This window comes from Aeromonas sp. ZOR0002, assembly GCF_963866995.1.
Classification (GTDB): Bacteria; Pseudomonadota; Gammaproteobacteria; order Enterobacterales; family Aeromonadaceae; genus Aeromonas; species Aeromonas caviae.
This window is the reverse complement of record NZ_CAWMFQ010000359.1, coordinates 1-5,386: the sequence shown is the minus strand read 5'-3', so window position 1 is coordinate 5,386 and position 5,386 is coordinate 1. Positions and strand designations below refer to the sequence as shown.

The following is a 5,386-nucleotide window of genomic DNA, read 5'->3' as shown; positions in this document are numbered from 1 at the left end:
TATGAGGCCAATCGGGCCGCCATGCAGGCACTGGTCGACGATCTGAATACCCGCCTGGAGGAGATAGCCTTGGGCGGCGGCGCGGCCAACAACGCCCGCCATCAAGCCCGCGGCAAGCTGCTGCCCCGCGAGCGCATCGACCAACTGCTGGACCCGGGTTCCCCCTTTCTCGAACTGTCGGCGTTGGCGGGCTGGCAGGTCTATGACGAACCGGTGCCCGCCGCCGGCCTCATCACCGGCATCGGCCGCGTCTCTGGGCGCCTGTGCATGCTGGTGGTGAATGACGCCACCGTGAAGGGCGGCACCTACTACCCCCTCACGGTGAAAAAGCACCTGCGTGCCCAGGCCATCGCCGAGCGGCTGCGCCTCCCCTGCCTCTATCTGGTGGATTCCGGCGGTGCCTTTTTGCCGATGCAGGACGAGGTGTTCCCCGACCGGGAGCATTTTGGCCGCATCTTCTACAACCAGGCTCGCATGTCGGCCCAGAGCATCCCCCAGCTGGCGGTGGTGATGGGGCTCTGTACCGCCGGGGGCGCCTACGTGCCCGCCATGGCGGACGAGTCGATCATGGTCAGGGAACAGGCCACCCTCTTTCTGGCGGGCCCGCCCCTGGTCAAGGCCGCCACCGGCGAGGAGATCAGCGCAGAAGCCTTGGGCGGCGCCGAGGTGCACTGCGTCCACTCCGGGGTGGCGGATCACATGGCCCGGGACGATGCCCATGCCCTGGCCATCGCCCGCACCCTGGTAAGCAACCTAGGGGACAACCAGACGGCGGCGTCACCCGCCCCATCCGCACCCTCCTATGATGAGCCGCACTACCCCATTGAGGAGCTCTACGGCCTGGTGGGTACCAGTCTCAAGCGCCCCTATGACGCACGAGAATTGATCGCCCGGCTGGTGGATGGCTCTGTGTTTGACGAATTCAAGGCGTTGTTCGGCACTACCTTGGTGACGGGTTTTTCCCGCATTGAGGGCATGCAGGTGGGGATCCTCGCCAACAACGGCGTGCTGCACAGCGACAGCGCCCAGAAGGGAGCCCACTTCATCCAGCTCTGCAACCAGCGGGGGATCCCGCTGCTGTTTCTGCAAAACATCACCGGCTTTATGGTGGGGAGTACGGCGGAGAAAGAGGGGATCGCCAAGCACGGCGCCAAGCTGGTGACCGCCGTCGCCTGCAGCCGGGTGCCCAAGATCACCCTGATCGTCGGCGGCAGCTTCGGTGCCGGCAACTACGGCATGTGCGGGCGCGCCTATGAACCGGATTTTCTGTTCAGCTGGCCCAACAGCCGCATCTCCGTCATGGGGGGTGAGCAGGCGGCCGGGGTGCTGGTGCAGGTGCGCCGGGACAAGCTCGCCGCCGAGGGCAAGACTCTGGGCGAGCCGGAGGCGGCCGCCATTCGCGCCCCGGTGATCGCGCTGTACGAGCGCCAGGGTCACCCCTATTACGCCAGTGCTCGCCTGTGGGATGACGGCGTCATCGACCCGGCCCAAAGCCGCACCGTGCTGGCCCTGGCGCTGGCGGCCTGCCAGGGGGCCGAGCTTGGCCCCGGGCAGTACGGCATCTTCCGGATGTAAGGAGTTCATATGTCAGACCCGCTCTTCAACGATCCCCTTGCCCATTTTCGCCTGGAGCGCCACGGCCCGGTGATCGAGCTGGTGCTCGCCCGCCCGGCCCGCCACAACGCCCTCGATGCCGACCTGATGCAGGGGCTGCTCGACTGTCTCGACGAGTTGGCCCACGGCCAGCCGCTGGCCGACCGCCCCCACGTGCTGCTGCTGCGCGCCGAGGGGCCGCATTTTTGCGCGGGCGCCGATCTCGAGTGGATGCGCAAGATGGCCGGGGAGGCGTTCGACCCCCGCGCCTTTGACAAGAATCGCGAGGACGCCCGGGTGCTGGCCCACCTGATGCAGGCACTGGACGAGCTGCCCTTCCCCACGGTGGCCCTGGTGCAGGGGGCCGCCTACGGCGGAGCCTTAGGCCTTGTCTGCGCCTGCGACATCGTGCTGGCCAGCGAAAATGCCCGCTTCTGCCTCTCCGAGGTGACCCTGGGACTGGTGCCTGCGGTGATCAGCCCCTACGTGGTGCGCGCCATGGGGATGCGCCAGGCCCGCCGCTACATGCTGAGCGCGGAGCCCTTCGATGCCATCACCGCCTGCCGACTCAACGTGGTGCACAGGCTCAGCCAGCCTGATCAGTTGCTGGCGGAGGGACGCGCCATGGCCCTGCGGTTATGTCGCAACGGCCCCCAGGCGATGAAGGAGACCAAGCGGCTGCTGGCCGCCCTCGAAGGGCGCCCAGGCCACCAGCACGAAGAGCAGACCGTCGAGACCATCGCCCGGGTACGGGTCGGTCTCGAGGCCCAGGAGGGGATCCAGGCCTTCTTCGACAAACGCCCCCCAACCTGGCGCCCCCGTTTCAAGGACGAAGCATGACTCAATACCACCCCATCAAGCGCCGGCTGATCGCCAACTTTGGTCAATATAACGGGAGTGTGGATCAACACGCTTCGCACTTGTGCACCTTGAACAGCAGGGAGCCAGCATGACCCATCACACTCCCATCAAGCGCCTGCTGATCGCCAATCGCGGTGAAATCGCCGTGCGCATCATCAAGACAGCACGGCGCCTCGGCATTCACACCATCGCCCTCTACTCGGACGCCGACGCCCGCGCCATGCATGTGCGTGAAGCCGACGAGGCCTGGCATCTGGGGCCGGCCCCCGCCCGGGAGAGCTACCTCGACACCGGCAAGGTGCTCAAGATTGCCAAAGAGGCGGATGCCGACGCCATCCACCCGGGCTACGGTTTCCTGTCCGAGAACAGCGACTTTGCCACCGCCTGCGAGCAGCGGGGCGTGCGCTTTGTCGGCCCAAGCGGCGCCGCCATCCTCGCCATGGGGGACAAGTCGGGGGCCAAGGGGCTGATGCAGGCAGCCGGCGTCCCCGTGCTACCCGGTTATCACGGCGCGGATCAGCACCCCGATTTTTTGCGCGATCAGGCGAGCCTGGTGGGCTTCCCGCTCCTTATCAAGGCGGCCAGCGGCGGCGGTGGCAAGGGGATGCGCCGGGTCGATCAGCTGGCCGACTTTGACGACGCCCTGGCGGCAGTCAAGCGGGAGGCGAGTGCCGCCTTTGGCGACGACCATGTGCTGCTGGAGCGCTATCTCCCCCGCGCCCGTCACGTGGAGGTGCAGGTGTTTGCCGATACCCTCGGCAACGCCATCTATCTGGGGGACAGGGACTGCTCCTTGCAGCGCCGCCACCAGAAGGTGATCGAGGAGGCCCCCGCCCCCGACATCTCCCCTGCCCTGCGCCGCGCCATGGGCGAGGCGGCCGTGGCGGCGGCCAAGGCCATCCACTATCAGGGGGCCGGCACCATCGAGTTTCTGCTCTGCAAGGAGGAGTTCTTCTTCATGGAGATGAACACCCGGTTGCAGGTGGAGCATCCGGTTACCGAAGCCATCACAGGCCAGGATCTGGTGGCCTGGCAGCTGGCGGTGGCCGAGGGCAAACCGCTGCCCCTCACCCAGGATGAAGTGGTGCTGCGCGGCCACGCGGTGGAGGCGCGCCTCTACGCCGAGGACGTGGCCGCCGGTTTTCTGCCCGCGAGCGGCCCCATCCACTGGCTCACCTGGCCCAAGGGGGTGCGCATCGACACCGGCGTCACCGCCGGCGATGGGGTGAGCCCCTATTACGACCCCATGATCGCCAAGCTCGTCGCCCACGCACCGAGCCGCAGCGAGGCCTTTGCCACCCTGGCCGATGCCCTGGCGACACTGGAACTCGGCCCCTTGGTGCACAACGGTCCGCTCCTGCAACGCCTGTGCGAAGAACCAGAAGTATTGGCCATGGACCACCACACCCAGTGGCCCATTCCCACCGACACCCTGCCCGTTCCGGCGCTCGCCTGGCCCCTCGCCACCCTCTGGCTCGCCACTTGCGAGCGCGATGCCTCCCCCTGGCAGCAGGCCACAGGCTTTCGGCTGGGCCCCACCCGCCGCTTTTGCGCCACGGTGCGCATCGGCGAGGAGACCCGCACTCTCACCCTCGCCGAGCGAGGGGGCGCCCTGCTCTGGCAGGGCGAGCAGATCCCGTTTGAACTCGGGTCAGATCAGATCCGCCTGTGCCAGGGTGGACATTGGCAGCGCTATCCGGTGCAGCCCCTCGGCGAGGGTGCCTATTTGCTGCACCTGGCGGGCAGACGCATCCGCTTCTCGCTCGATGATCAGCATCATCAGCTCCACCATGATCATGACACGAGCCATGTCCCGGGCATCCTGGCCCCCATGCACGGCATCGTGGTGGCGCTGCAGGTCGAGACCGGCCAGCCGGTCAGCAAGGGGCAACCCCTGCTGGTGCTGGAGGCGATGAAGATGGAGCACGTCCTCAAGGCCGACCGGGACGGGGTGATTGAGGCCCTGCAGTGCCGCCAGGGGGAACAGGTGAGCCAGGGCGCCGTGCTGGTGCGCTTTGCCGAGGACCATACCGCGCAGGAGGAGTGCCCATGAGCCACACGCACGAGAACCGGGACGACAAGGTCAGCCTGGTGGAGATGGGGCCGCGGGACGGCCTGCAAAATGAGACCGCCACCCTCTCCCTGGCGCAGCGGCTGGCGTTCATCGCCCGCCTGGCCGAGAGCGGGTTGCAGCGCATCGAGGTGGGGGCCTTCGTGTCGCCCAAAAAGGTGCCGCAGATGGCGGATTCCGCCGCACTCTTCAACGCCCTGCCGCGCAGGGGGCCGACCCGCTATGGTGCCCTGGTGCCCAATCTGCAGGGTCTGCAGGCCGCCATCGCCGCACGCGCCGACGAGATAGGCCTCTTCACCGCCTGCTCGGACGGCTTCACCCGGGCCAACATCGGCATCAGCGTGGAAGAGTCCCTGGTGCGCTTCGCCCCCCTGGTGCAGGAAGCGCGCAGCCTCGGCATCAAGGTGCGCGGCTACCTCTCCACCGTCATCGCCTGCCCGTTCGACGGCCCGACCCGCCCGAAACGGGTCGCCGCCCTGGCCGAGCGGCTGCTGGATCTGGGCTGCCACGAGATATCCCTCGGCGACACCATCGGCGTCGGCACCCCGGGCACGGTGGCTCCCATGCTGGATGCGGTGCTGCACGAGATCCCGGCGGGCCGGCTTGCGGTTCATCTTCACGGCACCTACGGCCAGGGGCTGGCCAACCTGCTGCCGGCGCTGGAGCGCGGCATTCGCACCATCGACTGCTCGGTGGCCGGGCTCGGCGGCTGCCCCTATGCCCCCGGCGCCTCCGGTAATGTGGCGTCGGAAGAGGTGGTCTATCTGCTGCACGGCCTTGGCATGAGCACCGGCGTCGACCTCGACCAGCTGGCCGCCACCGGCCAGTGGGTGAGCGAGCTGCTGGGGCGCCCCAACGGCT

4 protein-coding genes are annotated in these 5,386 nt (G+C 67.8%); all 4 read left to right on the top strand.

Features of this window, described 5'->3' with window-relative positions:
* On the top strand, positions 1-1,575 hold a 1,575-nt coding region (locus AACR77_RS19180; RefSeq protein WP_042878772.1), incomplete at its 5' end, for a carboxyl transferase domain-containing protein.
* 9 nt (positions 1,576-1,584) lie between these two features.
* On the top strand, positions 1,585-2,433 hold the full coding sequence (locus tag AACR77_RS19175) for an enoyl-CoA hydratase-related protein (protein ID WP_042878770.1): 849 nt from the start codon (positions 1,585-1,587) through the stop codon (positions 2,431-2,433).
* A 109-nt stretch (positions 2,434-2,542) separates the two neighbouring features.
* Positions 2,543-4,507: an acetyl/propionyl/methylcrotonyl-CoA carboxylase subunit alpha gene (locus AACR77_RS19170; RefSeq protein WP_042878768.1), complete on the top strand. Its 1,965-nt coding sequence runs from the start codon at positions 2,543-2,545 to the stop codon at positions 4,505-4,507.
* A partial coding sequence (locus AACR77_RS19165) for a hydroxymethylglutaryl-CoA lyase (RefSeq protein WP_042878765.1) occupies positions 4,504-5,386 on the top strand: 883 nt, incomplete at its 3' end. The genes AACR77_RS19170 and AACR77_RS19165, both read left to right, overlap by 4 nt.

What these genes read in the sequence shown, in the direction of transcription:
- AACR77_RS19175 (WP_042878770.1), top strand. Translation starts at nt 1,585, where the DNA reads ATGTCAGACCCGCTCTTCAACGATCCCCTTGCCCATTTTCGCCTGGAG.
- AACR77_RS19170 (WP_042878768.1), top strand. Translation starts at nt 2,543, where the DNA reads ATGACCCATCACACTCCCATCAAGCGCCTGCTGATCGCCAATCGCGGT.